The organism is Streptomyces sp. 7R007 (genome assembly GCF_054850255.1).
Map to the genome: position 1 here is coordinate 79,993 of NZ_JBTWMV010000023.1, position 19,544 is coordinate 99,536.

Genomic DNA, 19,544 nt, shown 5'->3' on the forward strand with positions numbered 1-19,544 from the left:
TCACGATCCGGACCAAAGGCAGAAAGTCCCGTCCGGTGAGTGAGACTGGACCAACCGTAGACGGTATGAGGAAACGAGGTCGGATGATGCGTACGCGTCCGCTGAAGGTGGCGCTGCTGGGCTGTGGGGTTGTCGGCTCAGAGGTGGCGCGCATCATGACGACGCACGCCGACGACCTCGCCGCCAGGATCGGGGCCCCGGTGGAGCTGGCCGGGGTCGCCGTGCGGCGTCCGGGCAAGGTGCGCGAGGGGATCGACCCCGGCCTCGTCACCACCGACGCCACCGCCCTCGTCAAACGCGGCGACATCGACGTCGTGGTTGAGGTGATCGGCGGGATCGAGCCCGCCCGGTCGCTCATCACCGCCGCCTTCGAGCACGGGGCCTCCGTCGTCTCCGCCAACAAGGCGCTGCTCGCCCAGGACGGGGCCGCCCTGCACGCCGCCGCCGAGGAGCACGGGCGGGATCTGTACTACGAGGCCGCCGTCGCCGGCGCCATCCCGCTGATCCGGCCGCTGCGCGAGTCCCTCGCCGGCGACAAGGTCAACCGGGTGCTCGGGATCGTCAACGGCACCACCAACTTCATCCTCGACAAGATGGACTCGACGGGGGCCGGCTACCAGGAGGCCCTCGACGAGGCCACCGCGCTCGGGTACGCCGAAGCCGACCCCACCGCCGACGTCGAGGGCTTCGACGCCGCCGCCAAGGCCGCCATCCTCGCCGGCATCGCCTTCCACTCCCGGGTGCGCCTCGACGACGTCTACCGCGAGGGCATGACCGAGGTCACCTCCGCCGACTTCCGCTCGGCCAAGGAGATGGGCTGCACCATCAAGCTGCTCGCCATCTGCGAGCGAGCCGAGGACGGGCAGTCGGTCACCGCGCGCGTGCACCCCGCGATGATCCCGCTCACCCACCCGCTGGCCTCGGTGCGGGGGGCGTACAACGCGGTGTTCGTGGAGTCGGACGCCTCCGGCCAGCTCATGTTCTACGGACCCGGTGCCGGCGGTGCGCCGACCGCGTCCGCCGTCCTCGGCGACCTCGTCGCCGTCTGCCGCAACCGGCTCAGCGGGGCGACGGGGCCCGGCGAGTCGGCGTATGCCGCACTGCCCGTCTCGGGGATGGGCGAGGTCGTCACCCGCTGTCACATCAGCCTCGACGTCGCGGACAAACCGGGTGTTCTCGCCCAGGTGGCCACCGTGTTCGCCGAGCACGGGGTGTCGATCGATACGGTTCGGCAGCAGGGCAAGGACGGCGAGGCCTCTCTCGTCGTCGTCACCCACCGCGCGTCCGACGCCTCCCTGTCCGGGACCGTCGAGGCGCTGCGCAAGCTCGACACCGTGCGGGGTGTCGCCAGCATCATGCGGGTTGAAGGAGAGTAACCAGCAATGACCCACCAGTGGCGCGGAATCATCGAGGAGTACCGGGACCGGCTGCCCGTCTCCGACACCACGCCGGTCGTGACGCTCCGCGAGGGCGGCACGCCCCTCGTGCCCGCGCAGGTGCTCTCCGAGCGCACGGGCTGCGAGGTCCACCTGAAGGTGGAGGGCGCCAACCCCACCGGCTCCTTCAAGGACCGCGGGATGACCATGGCCATCACGCGGGCGAAGGAGGAGGGCGCGCAGGCCGTCATCTGCGCCTCCACCGGCAACACGTCCGCGAGCGCCGCCGCGTACGCCGTGCGCGCCGGCATGGTGTCGGCCGTGCTCGTCCCGCAGGGCAAGATCGCCCTCGGCAAGATGGGGCAGGCGCTGGTGCACGGCGCCAAGATCCTCCAGGTCGACGGCAACTTCGACGACTGCCTCACCCTCGCCCGGGCGCTCAGCGACAACTACCCCGTGGCACTGGTCAATTCGGTCAACCCGGTGCGTATCGAGGGACAGAAGACCGCCGCCTTCGAGATCGTGGACATGCTGGGCGACGCGCCCGACATCCACGTCCTGCCGGTCGGCAACGCGGGCAACATCACGGCGTACTGGAAGGGCTACCGGGAGTACGCCGCCGACGGCCCCGCCGCCCGCACGCCCCGGATGTGGGGCTTCCAGGCCTCCGGCAGCGCCCCCATCGTGCGCGGCGAGGTGGTCAAGGACCCCTCGACCATCGCCACCGCGATCCGCATCGGCAACCCCGCCTCCTGGCAGTACGCGCTGGCGGCGCGGGACGAGTCCGGCGGCCTCATCGACGAGGTGACGGACCGTGAGATCCTGCGCGCCTACCGGCTGTTGGCCGCGCAGGAGGGCGTCTTCGTGGAGCCCGCCTCCGCCGCGTCCGTGGCCGGTCTGCTGAAGGCCGCCGAGCAGGGCAAGGTCGACCCGGGCCAGACCATCGTCTGCACGGTCACCGGAAACGGCCTCAAGGACCCCGACTGGGCCGTCGCCGGCGCCCCGCAGCCGGTCACCGTCCCGGTCGACGCGGTGTCCGCCGCCGAGCGCCTCGGGCTCGCGTAACAGCGCCGCGGAGGGGAACCCCCAGGGGGACTGGGGAGTTCCCCTGCCGGGGGTGCACAGGGGGCTTACGACACGCATCGTGCGCCTCCTGTGCGCCCTATGTCGCCACAGAACCTTCCTTCGATAGGCTGTACCGAACCCGCCTGCTGCATATGCCCTCGCGTACGGCAGGCCGCCGCGCCGTCTTTGCGGCCCGCAGGGTCTTCGTACGTCATCGAATGTCTTCGACAATCACGCAGCTCAAGGAGAGTCATCGAGCGATGGCCGGTCCAGCGTTCCGCGCCGCCGCCGTCAGGGTGCGCGTCCCCGCCACCAGCGCCAACCTCGGCCCGGGCTTCGACGCCCTCGGCCTGTCGCTGGGGCTCTACGACGACGTGGTCGTCCGGGTGGCCGACTCCGGGCTGCACATCGACATCGCGGGAGAGGGCAGCGAGACACTCCCGCGCGACGAGAACCACCTTCTCGTACGGTCCCTGCGCACCGCCTTCGACCTGCTGGGCGGCCAGCCGCGCGGCCTGGAGATCGTCTGCGCCAACCGCATCCCGCACGGCCGCGGCCTGGGCTCGTCCTCGGCCGCCATCTGCGCCGGCATCGTCGCCGCGCGAGCCGTGACCATAGGCGGCGAGTCGAAGCTCGACGACCCGGCCCTGCTGGAGCTCGCGACCGAGATCGAGGGCCACCCCGACAACGTGGCGCCGTGCCTGCTCGGCGGCTTCACCATCGCCTGGATGGAGGCCGGCGCCGCCCGGGCGATCCGGCTGGAGCCCCACGATTCCATCGTTCCGGTGGTTTTCGTGCCCGGGAAGCCGGTGCTCACCGAGACCGCGCGCGGCCTGCTCCCGCGCACCGTGCCGCACGTCGACGCCGCCGCCAACGCGGGCCGCGCCGCCCTGCTCGTCGAGGCCCTGACCAGGCGCCCCGAGCTGCTGCTGCCGGCCACCGAGGACCGTCTCCACCAGGAGTACCGCGCCCCGGCCATGCCGGAGAGCGCCGCGCTGGTGGAGCGGCTGCGGGCCGACGGAGTCCCGGCAGTCATCTCCGGAGCAGGACCCACCGTGCTGGCGCTGGTCGACGCCGACAGCGCCGACAAGGTGGCCGATCTGGCAGGCGAGGGGTGGGCCGCCAACCGGCTCGACCTCGACGCCCGGGGAGCGAGCGTGCTGCCGCTTGCGACCTGACACACGGTTGCCGGATTTCGAGAGGGGGAATGTTTGTTGGATCCGGTAGTGTTAACCTCAAGTCTGCACCCGACCCCACCATGGCGAGGTGCTTCGTGTCCCCGTCCGGGACAGACATTCTTCCGGGAGCCTCCCAAGCCGCACTGTGTTCCGTACGACGTACGCGGGCAGTACCTCGTACGCGGGCACTGAGCGACTTGCCGGGCACGCTCCGGAATCGGTGCGACCAGGCCACCTGACACCGGCACTCGGTGCCACGGCTTTGGGAAGCGCCATCCCAGATATTGCCTCCGCCACCTTTGGCGGACCACCGCCCCGGCGCGGTCCACACAGCAAGGACCAAGCCGGAAGCACAACCGGTCGCCGAGCCAGAAGGCCGACGTCCGCTCCAGGGAAGGACCCTTCGTGAGCGACACCACCGATCTGATGGGCGCACGTGTCGAGGAGACCGCTGCCGCGCCCGCCACGGACGCCTCCGCGCCTGCCACCGGTGCCGGCTCCCGGCGGCGCCGCGGTACCGGCCTCGAGGGCATGGTGCTGGCCGAGCTGCAGCAGGTCGCCTCCGGCCTCGGCATCAGGGGCACCGCGCGGATGCGCAAGAGCCAGCTGATCGAGGTCATCAAGGAGGCGCAGGCGGGAGGTGGCGCCTCGGCCCCGAAGGCGGCGACCGCCGCGGGCGACGCCACCGAGACCAAGCCGAAGCGCCGGGCCACCTCCAAGGCCCGTACCGGCGAGGACACAGCGTCCGCCGCCGCCGACAAGTCGGCCGAGGCCCCCGCCGAGAAGGCCGTGGCCCAGCAGCAGATCGAGATCCCCGGTCAGCCCGCCGCCGGTGACGACGCCCCCACCGAGCGCCGTCGTCGCCGCGCCACCGCCGAGGCCGGCGCCCCGGCGTCCGGCGGCGCCGAGACCATCACCACCGAGGCCAGGAACGAGCCGAAGGCCGAGACGCCCGCCCCCCAGGCGCAGAACGACGCCAAGGGCGACGCCGGTGACGGCGAGGGCCGTGGCCGCCGCGACCGCCGTGACCGCGGCCGGGACCGCGGGGACCGCCAGGACCGCGGCGACCGCCAGGACCGCGGCGACCGCCAGGACCGCGGGGACCGCCAGGACCGCGGGGACCGCCGCAAGGGCGACGACCAGCAGGGCCAGGGCGGCCAGCAGCGCGGTCAGCAGCAGAACCAGCAGCAGGGCGGCGGCCGGCAGGACCGGCAGGACAACCGCCAGCAGGACGACGACGACTTCGAGGGCGGCCGGCGTGGCCGTCGCGGACGCTACCGCGACCGGCGCGGGCGCCGTGGCCGCGACGAGGTGCAGGAGCCGCAGATCGCCGAGGACGACGTCCTGATCCCGGTCGCGGGCATCCTGGACATCCTCGACAACTACGCCTTCATCCGTACCTCGGGCTACCTCCCCGGGCCGAACGACGTGTACGTCTCCCTCGCCCAGGTCCGCAAGAACGGCCTGCGCAAGGGCGACCACGTCACCGGCGCGGTCCGCCAGCCCAAGGAAGGCGAGCGGCGCGAGAAGTTCAACGCGCTGGTGCGCCTGGACTCCGTCAACGGCATGGCGCCCGAACACGGCCGCGGCCGCCCGGAGTTCAACAAGCTCACCCCGCTCTACCCGCAGGACCGCCTCCGCCTGGAGACGGACCCGGGCGTGCTGACCACCCGCATCATCGACCTCGTGTCGCCGATCGGTAAGGGCCAGCGCGGTCTGATCGTGGCCCCGCCGAAGACCGGCAAGACCATGATCATGCAGGCGATCGCCAACGCGATCACGCACAACAACCCCGAGTGCCACCTGATGGTCGTCCTCGTCGACGAGCGTCCGGAAGAGGTCACCGACATGCAGCGGTCGGTCAAGGGCGAGGTCATCTCCTCGACCTTCGACCGCCCGGCCGAGGACCACACCACGGTCGCCGAGCTCGCCATCGAGCGCGCCAAGCGCCTGGTGGAGCTGGGCCACGACGTGGTCGTGCTGCTCGACTCGATCACGCGTCTGGGCCGCGCCTACAACCTCGCGGCGCCGGCCTCCGGCCGCATCCTGTCCGGTGGTGTCGACTCCACCGCCCTGTACCCGCCGAAGCGCTTCTTCGGTGCGGCCCGCAACATCGAGGACGGCGGCTCGCTGACCATCCTCGCCACCGCGCTGGTGGACACCGGGTCGCGCATGGACGAGGTGATCTTCGAGGAGTTCAAGGGCACCGGCAACATGGAGCTCAAGCTCGACCGGAAGCTCGCCGACAAGCGCATCTTCCCGGCCGTCGACGTGGACGCCTCCGGCACCCGCAAGGAAGAGATCCTGCTGGGCGCCGAGGAGCTCGGCATCGTCTGGAAGCTCCGCCGCGTCCTGCACGCGCTCGACCAGCAGCAGGCGATCGAGCTGCTCCTCGACAAGATGAAGCAGACCAAGTCGAACGTCGAGTTCCTGATGCAGATCCAGAAGACGACCCCGACGCCCGGCAACGGCGACTGAGGCACGCTCTTCACACGGCTCGCCCCCCGTTACTCCTGTAACGGGGGGCGAGCCGTTGGCGCAGATAGGGAGGGGCGCACTCTGCGCTCTCCCAACTCGTGCCTCACTGGGGGGACTTTCCTTGACCACACCCCTGTCCGGTGGTCGTCACAGACGCCGGATACGCATCGGCCTGCCCGTCGCCGCCGCCGGCCTCGCCGCGGCCGTCGCCGCCGCGCTGACCGTGTCGTCCGCGGGCGCCGCGACGGCGTCGGCGCAGCCGACCGTCAAGCCCGCCACCAGCTCCGCCTCGCTGACCGAGCTGTCGGACCGGATCGCGGGCGTACTGGCCACCGACAAGGACTTCTCGAAGGCGTCGAAGACCAAGGACACGACCACCGGCACATCCAGCTCGTCGAACTCGTCGTCTTCATCGTCCTCGTCGTCCTCGACGTCGTCCACGTCCTCCGTCAGCCCGATGATCATCGGCGGTACCACCACGACGATCACCTCGGCGCCGTGGATGGCGCAGCTGTGGTACTACGACGACAAGGGCACCACCTCCACCACCGACGACGTCGGCTTCTTCTGCGGTGGCGCGGTCGTGGCGCCGACGAAGATCCTCACCGCCTCGCACTGCGTCAAGGGCTACAACTGGCACGCCAACGGCGCCATCCTCACCGGCACCGACCAGCTGCCCACCACCGACAGCGCGGGCAACACCGACCTGCACGGCGGCACCGTCTCCGGTGTGTGGCGGCAGTGGAACCACCCGTCGTACAACGCGACGACCGTCGACAACGACATCGCCGTGCTGACCCTGCCGAACCCGATCAGCGCCACGCCGATCCGCATGACGACGTCGGGCGACTCGGCGTCGTACACGGGCACCGCCGCCCAGAGCGCCACCGTCTACGGCTGGGGCCGCACCAGCTCCACCAGCGACGACATCTCCCAGACGCTGAAGAAGGCGACGCTGCCCATCCAGTCCGACAGCACCTGCGCGGGCTACTACGGCAGCGACTTCATCAAGGGCCACATGGTCTGCGCCGGCACCCCGGCGACCGGCAGCGACACCGGCACCACCTCGGCCTGCAACGGCGACTCCGGCGGCCCGCTGGTCGTGAACAACCGGATCGTCGGCGTCGTGTCCTGGGGCGTCCAGAACTGCGTCGCCAAGGGCGCCTACAGCGTGTTCACCAAGGTCACCACGTACGTCGGCGCCGCCTACCCGCGCGTCGACGACGGCAACCTCAGCGGCGACCACCGGGCCGACCTGTTCGTGCGCGAGAAGTCCACGTACACCGGCTACGAGAAGGACTCCAAGGGCACCTCGTTCGGCGCCCGCGAGTCCTGGGGCAGCTTCAAGGGCTACAACGTCATCCTGCAGACGGACCTGAACCGGGACGGCTACGAGGACTTCGTGCTGCGGCGCAGCAGTGACGGGGCGGTGTTCTGGCTGCACTTCGTCCCGTCCACCGAGAGCTGGAGCAAGAAGCAGATCTTCAGCGGCTGGTCGACCCGCAAGTACATCGTCGTGCCCGGTGATGTCACCGGCGACTACCTGCCCGACCTGCTGTCGGTCGACTCCGGCGGCTACCTGTGGATCTACCCGGGCAAGGGCAACGGCACCTTCGGCAGCCGCGTCAAGGTCGGCGGCGGCTGGAGCCAGTACAACCTGCTGCGCGGCCACGGCGACTTCAACGGCGACGGCAGGGCCGACCTGATCGCCCGCAACAAGAGCACCGGGTACGTGTACCTGTACCGGGGCACCGGCAAGATCGGCACGGGCGCCTTCTCCAGCCGCGTCCACGTGCGCACGTGGGGCAGCGGCTACAACGCCTTCGACGCCGTCGGCGACGTCACCGGCGACGGCAAGGCCGACTTCCTGGCCCGCACCTCCGGCGGCACGCTCTACCTGTACCCGGGCACGGGCAAGGCGAGCAGTGGGATCTTCGCCACAAGGATCTCCGTCGGCACCGGTTTCCAGGCGTACGACATCTGGGGCTGAAGCCGCAGGTGAGCGCCGTGCTCCCGGACTGAACCGGTCACTCTCTGTGCCCAGCCCACCACGGGCTGGGCACAGTGCGTTGTGCAACCCTTTTCCGAGTTTCCCCGTCTGACCCGACGGGTGACGATGGTGCGGTACAGGCCGATTTCGGCCAGGCCTGATCCCGACAGCAGGGGGTAACCGACCGAGCGAGACCCGAGGAGCACATGTCCGCCGAGAGCACGCCGGAGCCCGGCATACCGGGGGAGGCCGGCACGAAGGGCCCGCGCAACCGCGCCAGGGGCCGACGCCGCAAGCCGCGCAGCGAGCACCGCAAGGCCCTGATCCTGATGGCCTGGACCGCTGCGGGCATCGTCGTGCTCGGCGGCACCGGGGTCGGTTACCTGTACTTCAAGCTCAACGGCAACATCAAGAGCGTCGACATCAACCAGGCCCTCGGCACCGACCGGCCCACCAAGGCCGACAACGGCTCGGAGAACATCCTCGTCCTGGGCTCGGACTCCCGCTCCGGCAGCAACAAGGCGCTGGGCGGCGGCGCCGACGACGGCAGCGCCCGCTCGGACACGGCGATGATCGTCCACGTCTACCAGGGCCACAAGCGGGCCAGTGTGATCTCCATCCCGCGCGACACCCTCGTCGACCGCCCCGAGTGCACCGACACCAAGGGCGACACGCACGACGCCGCGACCGGCGTGATGTTCAACAGCGCCTACTCCACGGGCGGCGCCGCCTGCGCCGTGAAGACCGTCGAGTCCCTCACCGGCCTGCGCATGGACCACTACCTCGAAGTCGACTTCAGCGGCTTCGAGAAGCTGATCGACGAGCTCGGCGGCGTCCCGGTCACCACCACCAAGGACATCACCGACAAGCAGAGCCACCTCAACCTCAAGGCCGGCACGCACACCCTGAACGGCAAGCAGGCCCTCGGCCTGGTCCGCACCCGGCACGGCGTCGGCGACGGCTCCGACCTCGGCCGCATCCAGCTCCAGCAGGCCTTCATCAAGGCGCTGGTCGACCAGGTCGGGCAGATCGGCGTCTTCACCAGCCCGAAGAAGCTGTACGACCTCGCCGACACCGCCACCAAGGCCGTGACGACCGACTCCGACCTCGGCTCCATCAACTCCCTGATGTCGTTCGCGAACGGCCTCAAGGGCATCGGCTCCTCCCGGATGCAGATGATCACCATGCCGGTCCGGTACGACCCGGCCGACCCCAACCGCGTGATCATCCAGCAGGCCAAGGCCGAACAGGTCTGGACGGCGCTGAAGAACGACCGGGCCATCCCGAAGTCGGCCACCCGGGGCACCGCCTCCGGCGACGCCAGGGGCGTCGTGGAATAGATCGCCCCGGCCCCGGTTTTGGGGGATGGCCCCAGTCCTGGCAGACTGGTACGTCGGCTCCGGTTCACGCCCTCGCATCCCGCGCTGGCGACCCGGCGCCCTCCCGAAACTAGGAGACACCTTGAAGCGCGACATCCACCCCCAGTACGTCGAGACGCAGGTCAGCTGCACCTGTGGCGCGTCGTTCACCACCCGCAGCACCATCGAGTCCGGCACCATCCGGGCCGAGGTCTGCTCCGAGTGCCACCCGTTCTACACGGGCAAGCAGAAGATCCTCGACACCGGTGGCCGTGTGGCCCGCTTCGAGGCCCGCTTCGGCAAGGCTGCCGCCGGCTCCAAGAAGTAGCGAGCCCCATTTCGCCGGTCCACGGCCGCGCGCCCCACTCAGGCGTGCGCCGGGACCGGCGTTTTTGGTCGCCCGCCTTCCCTTCACCCGCAGTATCAGGAGCCCAAAGATGTTCGAGGCCGTCGAGGAACTCGTCGGTGAGCACGCCGACCTGGAGAAGAAGCTCGCCGACCCGTCGGTCCACGCCGACCAGGCCAACGCGCGCAAGCTCAACAAGCGCTACGCCGAGCTGACTCCCATCGTCGCCACGTACCGCTCCTGGAAGCAGACCGGCGACGACATCGAGACCGCGCGCGAACTCGCCGCGGACGACCCCGACTTCGCGGCCGAGGTCAAGGAGCTGGAGAAGCAGCGCGAGGAGCTGACCGAGAAGCTGCGCTTCCTGCTGATCCCGCGCGACCCCAGCGACGACAAGGACGTCATCCTGGAGATCAAGGCCGGCGCCGGCGGCGACGAGTCCGCGCTGTTCGCCGGCGACCTGCTGCGCATGTACCTGCGCTACGCCGAGCGCGTCGGCTGGAAGACCGAGATCATCGACGCCACCGAGTCCGAGCTGGGCGGCTACAAGGACGTCCAGGTCGCGGTGAAGACCAAGGGGCAGACCGAGCCCGGGCAGGGCGTCTGGGCCCGCCTGAAGTACGAGGGCGGGGTGCACCGCGTGCAGCGCGTGCCGGCCACCGAGTCCCAGGGCCGTATCCACACCTCCGCCGCCGGCGTCCTGGTCACGCCCGAGGCCGAGGAGGTCGACGTCGAGATCAACCCCAACGACCTGCGCATCGACGTCTACCGCTCCTCCGGTCCCGGCGGCCAGTCCGTCAACACCACCGACTCCGCCGTGCGCATCACGCACATTCCCACCGGAGTCGTCGCCTCCTGCCAGAACGAGAAGAGCCAGCTGCAGAACAAGGAGCAGGCGATGCGTATCCTGCGCTCCAGGCTGCTCGCAGCGGCGCAGGAGGAGGCGGAGAAGGAGGCCGCCGACGCCCGCCGCAGCCAGGTCCGCACCGTCGACCGCTCCGAGAAGATCCGCACCTACAACTTCCCCGAGAACCGCATCTCGGACCACCGCGTCGGCTTCAAGGCGTACAACCTGGACCAGGTCCTGGACGGCGACCTCGACGCGGTGATCCAGGCCTGCGTCGACGCGGACTCGGCGGCGAAGCTGGCGGCCGCGTAAGACGCGTCAGACCCGTACGAACGAGTACGACACGGAGGACTTGCGTGAACCTGCTGCTCGCAGAGGTGGCCCAGGCCACCCAGCGGCTGGCCGACGCCGGCGTGCCCTCGCCGCGCAACGACGCGGAGGAGCTCGCCGCGTTCGTGCACGGCGTGAAGCGGGGCGAGCTGCACTCCGTGAAGGACTCGGACTTCGACGCCCGCTACTGGGAGGTCATCGCCCGGCGCGAGCAGCGCGAGCCGCTGCAGCACATCACCGGGCGGGCCTACTTCCGGTACCTGGAGCTCCAGGTCGGCCCGGGCGTGTTCGTGCCGCGCCCGGAGACCGAGTCCGTGGTCGGCTGGGCCATAGACGCGGTCCGCGCCATGGACGTCGTCGAGCCCTGCATCGTCGACCTGTGCACCGGCTCCGGCGCCATCGCGCTCGCCCTCGCCCAGGAGGTCCCGCGCTCCCGCGTGCACGCCGTGGAGCTGTCGGAGGAGGCCCTGGTGTGGACCCGCAAGAACGTCGCCGGGTCCAGGGTCGACCTGCGGCAGGGCAACGCCCTGGACGCCTTCCCCGACCTCGATGGCCAGGTCGACCTGGTGATCTCCAACCCGCCCTACATCCCGCTCACCGAGTGGGAGTACGTCGCTCCCGAGGCGCGCGACTACGATCCCGAACTCGCCCTGTTCTCCGGGGAGGACGGCCTGGACCTGATCCGCGGCCTGGAGCGCACCGCGCACCGCCTGCTGCGCCCCGGCGGCGTCGTCGTCATCGAGCACGCCGACACCCAGGGCGGCCAGGTGCCGTGGATCTTCACCGAGGAGCGGGGCTGGGCCGACGCGGCCGACCACCCCGACCTCAACAACCGCCCCCGGTTCGCCACGGCCCGCAAGGCACTGCCGTGAGCACCGCCCCGACAGCTTTCCGGAAGACCGGAAGTCCGTTGCACGAGGAGGCCCGCTAGAGATGGCACGGCGATACGACACCAACGACGCGACCGACCGCACGACCGGTCTGCGTGAGGCCGCGTCCGCCGTCCGCCGTGGCGAGCTGGTCGTGCTCCCGACCGACACGGTGTACGGCATCGGCGCGGACGCCTTCTCCTCGGAGGGCGTCGCCGACCTGCTGGAGGCCAAGGGCCGGGGCCGCAGCATGCCCACCCCCGTCCTGATCGGCTCCCCGAACACCCTGCACGGTCTGGTCACCGACTTCTCCGAGATGGCCTGGGAGCTGGTCGACGCGTTCTGGCCGGGCGCCCTGACGATCGTCGCCAAGCACCAGCCGTCCCTCCAGTGGGACCTGGGGGACAGCCGGGGCACGGTCGCCGTGCGGATGCCCCTGCACCCGGTCGCCATCGAGCTGCTGACCGAGGTCGGCCCGATGGCCGTCTCCTCCGCCAACCTCTCCGGCCACCCCGCCCCCGAGGACTGTGACGCCGCGCAGGAGATGCTCGGCGACTCCGTCTCCGTCTACCTCGACGGCGGCCCGATCCCGGGCAACGTCCCGTCCTCCATCGTCGACGTCACCAGCCGCGTGCCGGTGCTGCTGCGCGAGGGCGCGCTGTCGCCGGAGGAGCTGCGGAAGGTCGTACCAGACCTCGAGGTGGCCAATTGACAGCCCCTGACGCGGGGCGTGGCATAGGCAACGGGGAAGGCGCGGCGGAGATCACGACGACGTTCGTGGGGCTTCCGCGCGACTGCTTCCGCATCCTCCACGTCAGCACCGGCAACGTGTGCCGCTCGCCCATCACCGAGCGGCTGACCCGGCATTACGTGTCGCAGCGGCTCGGCATCCTGGGCCGGGCGCTGATCGTGGAGAGCGCGGGCACCTGGGGCCACGAGGGCGCGCCCATGGAGGCCAACGCGGAGCAGGTCCTCGCCGACTTCGGCGCGGACCCGACCGGCTTCGTCGGACGCGAACTGCTCGACGAGCACGTCATCATGGCCGACCTGGTCCTGACCGCGACCCGCGACCACCGCGCCCAGGTCATCTCCATGGGGCACTCGGCGGGCCTGCGCACCTTCACCCTGAAGGAGTTCACCCGCCTGGTGCGCGCGATAGACCCGGCGACCCTGCCCCCGCTGGAGGAGGGCATCGTCGTCCGCGCCCGGGCCCTGGTGCGCGCGGCGGCGGCTCTACGCGGGTGGCTGCTGGCCCCCACGGCGGAGGCGGACGAGGTGTACGACCCCTACGGCGCCCCCCTGTCGTTCTTCCGCTCCATCGGCGACGAGATACACCAGGCGCTGGATCCGGTGGTCACGGCGCTCACGGGCGTACCCGCGAGGACGTAGCGGCAGCGCACCCCAGGGGCCCGGGGCCTACATTGGTCGTACGTCACCACGGCGAGTGAGCCGAAGGGGCGCGTCGACAGCGACTCGGGCGCCCCGGAGGTGAGCCGCTCACCACACGTCGCCCGGAGCTCACCATGTCGGTCACGCACGCCCCTCAGACCGCCGACGTCCTGCGGCGGCAGGACCCCGAGCTGGCCGAGATCCTGCTCGGGGAGCTCGACCGCCAGTCGACGTCGCTGCAACTGGTCGCCGCCGAGAACTTCTCCTCGCCGGCCGTGCTGGCCGCGCTCGGATCACCGCTGGCCAACAAGTACGCGGAAGGGTATCCGGGCGCCCGGCACCACGGCGGCTGCGAGATCGTGGACGTCGCCGAGCGGCTGGCCGTGGACCGGGCGAAGGCCCTGTTCGGCGCCGAGCACGCCAACGTCCAGTCGCACTCGGGGTCGAGCGCCGTGCTGGCCGCGTACGCGGCACTCCTGCGCCCCGGCGACACGGTCCTCGCCCTCGGGCTGCCCTACGGCGGCCACCTCACCCACGGCTCACCGGCCAACTTCTCCGGCCGCTGGTTCGACTTCGTCGGCTACGGGGTGGACGCGGAGACGGGCCTGATCGACTACGACCAGGTCAGGACGCTGGCCCGCAGCCACCGCCCCAAGGCGATCGTCTGCGGGTCGATCGCCTACCCCCGCCACCTCGACTACGCCTTCTTCCGCGAGGTCGCCGACGAGGTGGGCGCCTATCTGATCGCCGACGCGGCCCACCCCATCGGGCTGGTGGCCGGGGGAGCGGCGCCGAGCCCGGTGCCGTACGCCGACATCGTCTGCGCGACCACGCACAAGGTGCTGCGCGGGCCGCGCGGCGGGATGATCCTGTGCGGCGGCGAGCTGGCCGAGCGGGTGGACCGGGCCGTGTTCCCCTTCACCCAGGGCGGCGCGCAGATGCACACCATCGCCGCCAAGGCGGTCGCGTTCGGGGAGGCGGCGACCCCCGCCTTCGCCGCGTACGCCCATCGGGTGGTCGCCAATGCGAGGGTTCTCGCGGCCGGGCTGGCGGAGCAGGGGCTGGTCGTCACCACGGGCGGCACGGACACGCACCTGATCACCGCCGACCCCGCGCCGCTCGGCGTCGACGGCCGCACCGCGCGCGGACTGCTCGCGGCGGCCGGGATCGTGCTGGACTGCTGCGCCCTGCCGCACGCGGACGCCCGCGGGCTGCGGCTGGGCACGGCCGCCGTGACCACGCAGGGGATGGGGGAGGAGGAGATGCGCTGGATCGCCGCGCTGTGCGCGGGGGTGCTGCGCGGGGAGAGCGAACCGCAGCAGGCGCGTGACCGGGTGCGCGGGCTGACCGGTAGATTTCCGCCGTATCCCGGGTGAGACGGGGTAGGCGCACCTGCGTACACCTGGGTGCAACCTGAGCACACAGCCACGCGTGCAACCATCGTCGCTACCCGGAAGTCCCCACAGATATGCGCTCATCGCTAGGGTGTGGGGCTGAGATGGCCAGCGAGACCTGTGGGGAAGCCCGTGCGTGAATACCTGCTGACGCTCTGCATCACGGCCGCGGTGACGTATCTGCTGACAGGGCCGGTACGGAAGTTCGCGATCGTGGCCGGAGCGATGCCGGAGATCAGGGCCCGTGACGTGCACCGGGAACCCACTCCGCGGCTGGGCGGGATCGCGATGTTCTTCGGCATGTGCGCGGGCCTGCTGGTCGCGGACCATCTGACCAACCTCAACGAGGTCTTCGAGAAGTCGAACGAGCCACGGGCGCTGCTCTCCGGAGCGGCGCTCATCTGGCTGATCGGCGTCCTGGACGACAAGTTCGAGATCGACGCGCTGATCAAGCTGGGCGGCCAGATGATCGCGGCCGGCGTGATGGTCATGCAGGGTCTGACGATCCTGTGGCTGCCGATCCCGACGGTGGGCAACGTGGCGCTGACCCAGTGGCAGGGCACGCTGCTGACGGTGGCGCTGGTCGTCATCACCATCAACGCGGTGAACTTCGTCGACGGCCTCGACGGCCTGGCCTCCGGCATGGTGTGCATCGCGGCCGCCGCGTTCTTCCTGTACGCCTACCGGATCTGGTACTCGTACGGCATCGAGGCCGCCGCTCCGGCGACGCTGTTCTCCGCGATCCTCATGGGCATGTGCATCGGCTTCCTGCCGCACAACATGCACCCGGCGCGGATCTTCATGGGCGACTCCGGGTCGATGCTGATCGGCCTGGTGCTGGCCGCGGGCGCCATCTCCATCACGGGGCAGGTCGACCCGGACGCGCTGAAGCTGTTCACCGGCTCCGAGAAGGCGGCGGTGCACCAGACGGTGCCGGTCTACATCCCGCTGCTGCTGCCGCTGACGATCATCGCGGTGCCCACCGCCGACCTGGTGCTGGCGATCGTGCGCCGCACCTGGCGCGGCCAGTCGCCGTTCGCCGCGGACCGGGGTCACCTGCACCACCGGCTGCTGGAGATCGGCCACTCGCACAGCAGGGCGGTGCTGATCATGTACTTCTGGTCGGCGCTGATCGCCTTCGGCGCGCTCGCCTACTCCGTCAACTCCGCGTCCATGTGGATCGTCCTCGGCATCGTGTTCCTCAGCGCGATCGGCCTGGTGCTGCTTCTGCTGCCGCGCTTCACGCCGCGGGCCCCGAGGTGGGCCGAGGCCTTCGTGCCGCCGCGCTACCGCCGGCGCGCGGCCGCCGCCGAGGTGCCGCCCGCGGTGGAGGAGGAGGACAGCCGCACTCCGGTCGGCGCCGGTATGAGCGGGGTCAACGGGGCGACCGCGCTGGGCGCCCGTTCGCGTCGCAAGGTAAGAATCTGACTAGAGCATTGCCAACTCGTGGGGGAACAAAGACCTCCAATACCAGACAAGTTGGCCCTGTTTCTGCACAGACGCGCAGCATCACTCTCATGTGTGACAGCAAGCACACCCACTTGGTAAAGACCGCATCAAATAGTTTGTGATACGGTTCACGAGAACCCCGGACAGAGCCGAAGGACCGTAGTGCGACGGTCCCTTGGCGTGAGATCCCCCTCTCGCCTCCGGGACTACGCTCGTCCATGACGACACCCCTGCCCCCTGTGAAAGCGGAGTTGCCGCCATGCCGTCCAATGACGTCCGGATCCTGGCCCAGGCCGCCGTGCCCACGGCTGCCGTCGGCGCGATTGCCGCCGTCGTCAGCGGTGTGGTCGCGGGTGGCAAGGGCGCGGTCGGGGCGGTGGTCGCGACGCTGATCGTCATCCTCTTCATGGGACTTGGGCTCTACGTTCTGCAGCGCACTGCCAAATCGCTTCCGCACCTGTTCCAGGCGATGGGCCTGATGCTCTACACGGCGCAGATCCTGCTGATGGCCGTCTTCGTCGCGATCTTCAAGCACACGACGCTGTTCCACCCCCGGGCCTTCGCGATCACGCTCGTCGCCGGCACCCTCGCCTGGATCGCCGCGCAGACGCGTGCCCACATGAAGTCCAAGATCCTTTACGTCGAGCCCGATTCGAGCGACAAGCCCGCCAACTCGGGGCACTCGTCGTGAGGGGTAGGGCCGGGATAAAGACGCGTGAGGTCTCCTGCTATCGTCCGGTGCCAACTGCGGCATCGCGGGCGCGGGCATCCGAGCTGACGCCTGCTCAATCGCGAGGCGAGATGCCCCCCAGCCGCCCCCACATCCGTAACACCAGTCCCGTGCCGAACCGCGGCCCCGTGCCGCGCCGACACAACGAGGTTGCCGTACCTATGCGCCACGCTGAAGGAGCCCGCGGTGAGTGCTGACCCGACGCAGACGCTCGCTTTCGACTCGAGCTGCCACCTGTTCGACGGTTGTGGCTTCGACCAAGTCTCCCCGGGCCTGCACTCGTTCCTCTTCGAGCCGCTGTGGGGGGACGCCGACGGCAACGGCTTCTACTTCAACAAGCCGATGCTGCTGGCCCTGCTCGGTTCCATCATCGTGGTGGGCTTCTTCTGGACCGCGTTCCGCCGGCCCAAGGTCGTCCCGGGCAAGCTGCAGATGGTCGCCGAGGCCGGCTACGACTTCGTGCGCCGCGGCATCGTCTACGAGACGATCGGCAAGAAGGAGGGCGAGAAGTACGTCCCGCTCGTCGTCTCGCTGTTCTTCTTCGTCTGGATGATGAACCTCTGGTCGGTCATCCCCGTCGCCCAGTTCCCGGTGACGTCGATCATCGCCTACCCCGCGGTCCTGGCCCTGATCGTGTACGTCCTGTGGGTCTCGCTGACCTTCAAGCGGCACGGCTTCGTCGGCGCCTTCAAGAACATCACCGGCTACGACAAGTCGCTCGGCGCGGTGCTCCCGCTGGCCATGCTGATCGAGTTCTTCTCGAACCTGATCGTCCGCCCGTTCACGCACGCCGTCCGGCTCTTCGCCAACATGTTCGCCGGCCACACGCTGCTGGTGCTCTTCACCGTCGCCAGCTGGTACATGCTCAACGGCATCGGCATCGCCTACTCCGCCGTGTCGTTCTCGATGACGATCGTGATGACAGCGTTCGAGCTCTTCATCCAGGCCGTCCAGGCATACGTCTTCGTCCTGCTGACCTGCTCCTACATCCAGGGCGCGCTCGCCGAGCACCACTGAGCGCACCCCCCAGCACACCCCCCATAGTCGTCCGGTGGCCAACCCCCACCGGTCCGTAAAGAGAAGGAAGAACTGGCATGTCCTCTCAGATGCTTGCTGCCGTTGACGGTTCGCTCAGCTCCGTCGGTTACGGTCTCGCCGCCATCGGCCCCGGCGTCGGCGTCGGCATCATCTTCGGTAACGGCACCCAGGCCCTCGCCCGTCAGCCCGAGGCGGCCGGTCTGATCCGCGCCAACCAGATCCTGGGCTTCGCCTTCTGTGAGGCGCTCGCCCTCATCGGTCTGGTCATGCCGTTCGTCTACTAAGACGAACCTCCCGACCAGCCGTATTCGACGAAAGGCACTGATGTGAACCTCATGGTTCTGGCGGCCGAGGCGGAGAAGGAGAACCCCCTCGTTCCGCCGTGGCCCGAGCTTGTCATCGGCCTGATCGCCTTCGTCATCGTCTTCGGCTTCCTCGCCAAGAAGCTTCTTCCGAACATCAACAAGGTTCTGGAGCAGCGCCGGGAGGCCATCGAGGGCGGTATCGAGAAGGCCGAGGCCGCTCAGACCGAGGCCCAGAGCGTCCTCGAACAGTACAAGGCCCAGCTCGCCGAGGCCCGGCACGAGGCCGCGCGGCTGCGCCAGGAGGCGCAGGAGCAGGGCGCCGCCCTGATCGCCGAGATGCGCGCCGAAGGCCAGCGTCAGCGCGAGGAGATCATCGCCGCCGGTCACGCGCAGATCGAGGCCGACCGCAAGGCCGCCGCGTCCGCGCTGCGCCAGGACGTCGGCAAGCTCGCCACCGAACTGGCCGGCAAGCTCGTCGGGGAGTCCCTGGAGGACCACGCCCGGCAGTCCCGTGTGATCGACCGCTTCCTCGGTGAGCTCGAGGAGAAGGCCGAGGCCACCCGATGAACGGAGCGAGCCGCGAGGCCCTGGCAGCCGCACGCGAGCGTCTCGACGCGCTGACGGACTCCACGTCCGTGGACGCCGGCTCGCTCGCCGACGAGCTGGCCGCCGTCACCGCGCTGCTCGACCGGGAGGTGTCGCTGCGTCGGGTCCTGACCGACCCGGCGCAGGCCGGCGAAGCCAAGGCCGAACTGGCCCGGCGCCTGCTCGGCGGCCAGGTCAGCGGAGCCGCCGCCGACCTGGTGTCCGGCATGGTGCGCTCCCGCTGGTCGCAGTCGCGCGACCTGGTGGACGCCCTGGAGGAGCTGGCCGCCACGGCCGACCTCACCGCCGCCCAGAAGGCGGGCACGCTCGACAACGTCGAGGACGAGCTGTTCCGGTTCGGCCGGATCGTCTCCGGCTCCACCGAGCTGCGCGCCGCGCTCACCGACCGCAAGGCCGCCACCCCGGCCAAGGTCGAGCTGCTGCACCGGCTGCTCGGCGGACGGGCCGCCCCGGTGACCGAGCGCCTCGTGACGCGTCTTGTGACCGCGCCGCGGGGACGTAGCCTGGAGACGGGACTGGAGTCCCTGTCCAAGCTCGCCGCCGATCGCCGTAACCGCATGGTGGCCGTCGTCACCTCGGCGGTTCCGCTGAGCGACCAGCAGAAGCAGCGCCTGGGCGCCGCCCTGGCCAAGCTCTACGGCCGCCCGATGCACCTCAACCTCGACGTGGACCCCGAGGTCCTCGGCGGGATCCGGGTGCAGGTCGGCGACGAGGTCATCAACGGCTCGATCGCGGACCGCATCGAGGACGCCGGCCGCCGCCTGGCGAGCTGAGCAGCAACTCAATACGCAGTACG

General features: G+C 70.1%; 19 protein-coding genes. 18 read left to right on the forward strand and 1 reads right to left on the reverse strand.

The genetic code is table 11. The features are described from left to right. Positions 1-83 precede the first annotated feature (83 nt). The 4 genes from ACYF6T_RS27465 (at position 84) to rho (ending at position 6,097) form a co-directional block, all read left to right on the forward strand. Positions 84-1,376, forward strand: coding sequence for a homoserine dehydrogenase (locus ACYF6T_RS27465; RefSeq protein ID WP_461699707.1), 1,293 nt, complete (start codon positions 84-86; stop codon positions 1,374-1,376). 6 nt (positions 1,377-1,382) lie between these two features. Continuing rightward, complete coding sequence (gene thrC, locus ACYF6T_RS27470; protein ID WP_461699709.1) at positions 1,383-2,441, forward strand: threonine synthase; 1,059 nt, start codon at positions 1,383-1,385, stop codon at positions 2,439-2,441. Positions 2,442-2,701: 260 nt separating this feature from the next. Then, a complete protein-coding gene (thrB, locus tag ACYF6T_RS27475; RefSeq protein WP_461699711.1) occupies positions 2,702-3,619 on the forward strand; it encodes a homoserine kinase in 918 nt (305 codons plus the stop codon). A gap of 405 nt (positions 3,620-4,024) precedes the next feature. Further along, positions 4,025-6,097: a transcription termination factor Rho gene (rho, locus tag ACYF6T_RS27480; RefSeq protein ID WP_461699712.1), complete on the forward strand. Its 2,073-nt coding sequence runs from the start codon at positions 4,025-4,027 to the stop codon at positions 6,095-6,097. Positions 6,098-6,244: 147 nt separating this feature from the next. On the opposite strand, the gene ACYF6T_RS27485 is transcribed toward rho, so the two are convergent. Then, positions 6,245-6,562 carry a hypothetical protein gene (locus tag ACYF6T_RS27485; protein WP_461699714.1) on the reverse strand — a complete coding sequence of 106 codons (318 nt, stop codon included), beginning with the start codon at positions 6,560-6,562 and terminating at the stop codon, positions 6,245-6,247. On the opposite strand from ACYF6T_RS27485, the gene ACYF6T_RS27490 reads away from it, so the two are divergent. The 14 genes from ACYF6T_RS27490 to ACYF6T_RS27555 all read left to right on the forward strand — a co-directional run bounded on the left by ACYF6T_RS27490 (position 6,555) and on the right by ACYF6T_RS27555 (position 19,521). Next, on the forward strand, positions 6,555-8,087 hold the full coding sequence (locus tag ACYF6T_RS27490; RefSeq protein ID WP_461699716.1) for a trypsin-like serine protease: 1,533 nt from the start codon (positions 6,555-6,557) through the stop codon (positions 8,085-8,087). The genes ACYF6T_RS27485 and ACYF6T_RS27490 overlap by 8 nt on opposite strands. A gap of 206 nt (positions 8,088-8,293) precedes the next feature. Then, entirely contained in the window at positions 8,294-9,427 is a 1,134-nt protein-coding gene (locus ACYF6T_RS27495) for an LCP family protein (protein ID WP_461699717.1), read from the forward strand. Positions 9,428-9,548: 121 nt separating this feature from the next. Next, the gene (gene rpmE, locus ACYF6T_RS27500; RefSeq protein ID WP_461699719.1) at positions 9,549-9,773 is read left to right on the forward strand and encodes a 50S ribosomal protein L31; all 225 of its coding nucleotides are present in this window, start codon (positions 9,549-9,551) and stop codon (positions 9,771-9,773) included. 109 nt (positions 9,774-9,882) lie between these two features. Further along, complete coding sequence (prfA, locus tag ACYF6T_RS27505; protein ID WP_461699721.1) at positions 9,883-10,950, forward strand: peptide chain release factor 1; 1,068 nt, start codon at positions 9,883-9,885, stop codon at positions 10,948-10,950. A 44-nt stretch (positions 10,951-10,994) separates the two neighbouring features. Beyond that, the gene (gene prmC / locus ACYF6T_RS27510) at positions 10,995-11,840 is read left to right on the forward strand and encodes a peptide chain release factor N(5)-glutamine methyltransferase (protein WP_461699722.1); all 846 of its coding nucleotides are present in this window, start codon (positions 10,995-10,997) and stop codon (positions 11,838-11,840) included. Between the two features lie 61 nt (positions 11,841-11,901). Further along, positions 11,902-12,549: an L-threonylcarbamoyladenylate synthase gene (locus ACYF6T_RS27515; protein ID WP_461699724.1), complete on the forward strand. Its 648-nt coding sequence runs from the start codon at positions 11,902-11,904 to the stop codon at positions 12,547-12,549. Continuing rightward, complete coding sequence (locus ACYF6T_RS27520; RefSeq protein ID WP_461699726.1) at positions 12,546-13,226, forward strand: arsenate reductase/protein-tyrosine-phosphatase family protein; 681 nt, start codon at positions 12,546-12,548, stop codon at positions 13,224-13,226. The genes ACYF6T_RS27515 and ACYF6T_RS27520 overlap by 4 nt, the downstream gene beginning before the upstream one ends. 134 nt (positions 13,227-13,360) lie before the next feature. Next, positions 13,361-14,602, forward strand: a complete 1,242-nt coding sequence (locus tag ACYF6T_RS27525) for a serine hydroxymethyltransferase (RefSeq protein WP_461699727.1) — start codon at positions 13,361-13,363, stop codon at positions 14,600-14,602. A 150-nt stretch (positions 14,603-14,752) separates the two neighbouring features. Beyond that, positions 14,753-16,048, forward strand: coding sequence for an MraY family glycosyltransferase (locus tag ACYF6T_RS27530; RefSeq protein WP_461699728.1), 1,296 nt, complete (start codon positions 14,753-14,755; stop codon positions 16,046-16,048). A 280-nt stretch (positions 16,049-16,328) separates the two neighbouring features. Further along, positions 16,329-16,760 carry a hypothetical protein gene (locus ACYF6T_RS27535; RefSeq protein ID WP_461699729.1) on the forward strand — a complete coding sequence of 144 codons (432 nt, stop codon included), beginning with the start codon at positions 16,329-16,331 and terminating at the stop codon, positions 16,758-16,760. 225 nt (positions 16,761-16,985) lie between these two features. Next, entirely contained in the window at positions 16,986-17,816 is an 831-nt protein-coding gene (gene atpB / locus ACYF6T_RS27540) for a F0F1 ATP synthase subunit A (protein ID WP_461699730.1), read from the forward strand. Positions 17,817-17,893: 77 nt separating this feature from the next. Further along, positions 17,894-18,121: an ATP synthase F0 subunit C gene (gene atpE, locus ACYF6T_RS27545; RefSeq protein WP_461699732.1), complete on the forward strand. Its 228-nt coding sequence runs from the start codon at positions 17,894-17,896 to the stop codon at positions 18,119-18,121. Between the two features lie 51 nt (positions 18,122-18,172). After that, a complete protein-coding gene (locus ACYF6T_RS27550; protein ID WP_461699782.1) occupies positions 18,173-18,709 on the forward strand; it encodes a F0F1 ATP synthase subunit B in 537 nt (178 codons plus the stop codon). Beyond that, the gene (locus ACYF6T_RS27555; protein WP_461699733.1) at positions 18,706-19,521 is read left to right on the forward strand and encodes a F0F1 ATP synthase subunit delta; all 816 of its coding nucleotides are present in this window, start codon (positions 18,706-18,708) and stop codon (positions 19,519-19,521) included. Before ACYF6T_RS27550 ends, ACYF6T_RS27555 begins: the two co-directional genes overlap by 4 nt. Positions 19,522-19,544: the final 23 nt, after the last annotated feature.

Excerpts from the sequence above, each read along its gene's own strand:
- thrC (WP_461699709.1), top strand. The coding sequence starts at position 1,383 with ATGACCCACCAGTGGCGCGGAATCATCGAGGAGTACCGGGACCGGCTG.
- ACYF6T_RS27485 (WP_461699714.1), bottom strand. The coding sequence starts at position 6,562 with ATGATCATCGGGCTGACGGAGGACGTGGACGACGTCGAGGACGACGAG.
- ACYF6T_RS27515 (WP_461699724.1), top strand. The coding sequence starts at position 11,902 with ATGGCACGGCGATACGACACCAACGACGCGACCGACCGCACGACCGGT.
- atpE (WP_461699732.1), top strand. The coding sequence starts at position 17,894 with ATGTCCTCTCAGATGCTTGCTGCCGTTGACGGTTCGCTCAGCTCCGTC.
- ACYF6T_RS27495 (WP_461699717.1), top strand. The coding sequence starts at position 8,294 with ATGTCCGCCGAGAGCACGCCGGAGCCCGGCATACCGGGGGAGGCCGGC.
- ACYF6T_RS27490 (WP_461699716.1), top strand. The coding sequence starts at position 6,555 with ATGATCATCGGCGGTACCACCACGACGATCACCTCGGCGCCGTGGATG.
- thrB (WP_461699711.1), top strand. The coding sequence starts at position 2,702 with ATGGCCGGTCCAGCGTTCCGCGCCGCCGCCGTCAGGGTGCGCGTCCCC.
- ACYF6T_RS27465 (WP_461699707.1), top strand. The coding sequence starts at position 84 with ATGATGCGTACGCGTCCGCTGAAGGTGGCGCTGCTGGGCTGTGGGGTT.
- ACYF6T_RS27525 (WP_461699727.1), top strand. The coding sequence starts at position 13,361 with ATGTCGGTCACGCACGCCCCTCAGACCGCCGACGTCCTGCGGCGGCAG.
- ACYF6T_RS27535 (WP_461699729.1), top strand. The coding sequence starts at position 16,329 with ATGCCGTCCAATGACGTCCGGATCCTGGCCCAGGCCGCCGTGCCCACG.
- ACYF6T_RS27550 (WP_461699782.1), top strand. The coding sequence starts at position 18,173 with ATGGTTCTGGCGGCCGAGGCGGAGAAGGAGAACCCCCTCGTTCCGCCG.
- ACYF6T_RS27555 (WP_461699733.1), top strand. The coding sequence starts at position 18,706 with ATGAACGGAGCGAGCCGCGAGGCCCTGGCAGCCGCACGCGAGCGTCTC.
- prfA (WP_461699721.1), top strand. The coding sequence starts at position 9,883 with ATGTTCGAGGCCGTCGAGGAACTCGTCGGTGAGCACGCCGACCTGGAG.